Consider the following 1,569-nt stretch of genomic DNA (forward strand, 5'->3'; position numbering starts at 1 on the left):
CATTGCCGCCCTGAAGTCCCATCTCTTCGACCCCGGCCGTACCCCGCTCATGCGCAAGGTCCGTTTCCGCAACCATGTCTTGCAGAAGGTCATCGAGCTCATGTCCCTGTCCCGGGGCGGATCGGGTCGCGGCGCCCAGCGCGGCCGCATCTCCTACGCCCAGCTCGGCATCAACCAGCTTGGGGCCGTGTACGAGGCCCTGCTCTCCTACAAGGGCTTCTTCGCCAAGGAGGACCTCTACGAAGTCAAGAAGGCCGGTGAGCAACCTAGTGAGCTGGACACGGCTTTTTTCGTTTCGGTCAACGATTTACCCAAGTATTCAGAGAACGAGAAGGTCTTCAACCAGGACGGCACCCTGCGCGTCTACCCCAAGGGCACCTTCATCTATCGCTTGGCCGGGAGGGACCGACAAAACTCGGCCTCCTATTACACCCCGGAAGTCCTGACCAAATGCCTGGTCAAGTACGCCTTGAAGGAGCTTTTGAAAGACACGACGGCCGACGACATCTTGAATCTGACTGTCTGCGAACCGGCCATGGGTTCGGCCGCCTTTCTGAACGAGGCCGTGAATGAGTTGGCCGAGGAGTATCTGGCCCGCAAGCAGGCCGAGCTGGGCGAACAGCTCTCCATGGAGGAATATGGCCCGGCCCTACAGAGGGTGAAGATGTACCTGGCCGACAACAACGTCTTCGGCGTGGACCTAAACCCCGTGGCCGTGGAGCTGGCCGAGGTCTCCCTCTGGCTGAACACCATCCACCAGGGCGGATTGGTGCCCTGGTTCGGCAACCAGCTCGTCTGCGGCAATTCCCTCGTCGGGGCTAGGCGGCAGGTCTTCTCCTCGGCGAGCCTGAAAAGCAATCCGGCCCTGGGTCCGTGGCTGCAAAAGGTCCCCGAACGGGTTCCCCCAGGCGGCGACCGGCCCATGTCCACGGTCTATCATTTCCTGCTGCCGGATGCGGGCATGGCCGACTACACCGACCGCAACGTCAAGGCCCTGGCCCAGGAGGAGTTCGCCGCGGCCGCGGCCTGGCGCCGGGAGTTCGCCAAGCCCTTCCAGACGGAGCAGATCCGCCAACTGGAAAAGCTCTCTTCGGCCGTGGACGCCTTGTGGGTCCAAACCATCGCCAAGCAGCGCGAACTGCGCGTCCGCACCCGGGACACCCTGACCATTTACGGGCAGCCCGAGCCGGCTGAGGCCTGCTCGACCACGGTCCAGTACAAGGACCGCATCCTGGCCCTGGAGCATCACTCCGAAGGCGTGAAGCACGCCACCCCCTACAAGCGCCTCAAGCTGGCCATGGATTATTGGTGCGCCCTCTGGTTCTGGCCCCTGGAGAAGGCCCACCTTTTGCCCTCCCGGGAGGAGTTCCTTTTCGAGATGTCCCTCATCCTCGAAGGACAGGTCTACGAGCCCCAGCCTGCCGACGATTCCGGCCGGCCCTATCTCCCCGGTCTGGCCCCTCCCCAGACCGTACAGCTCGAACTGCCCTTTGACCGCCGCCTGGGCCTGGTGGACGTGAACACCCTCTGCGAGAATCTTCCCCGTCTGGGCCTGGTCCGCCATCTGGC

Annotated in this window: 1 protein-coding gene; it reads left to right on the plus strand. The window is 63.3% G+C overall.

Annotated elements, in window-relative coordinates:
• The coding region (locus EOM25_14830; protein NCC26452.1) for a hypothetical protein at positions 1–1,569 on the plus strand (1,569 nt) is incomplete at both ends.

Source organism: Deltaproteobacteria bacterium, from assembly GCA_009929795.1.
Classification (GTDB): Bacteria; Desulfobacterota; Desulfovibrionia; order Desulfovibrionales; family Desulfomicrobiaceae; genus RZZR01.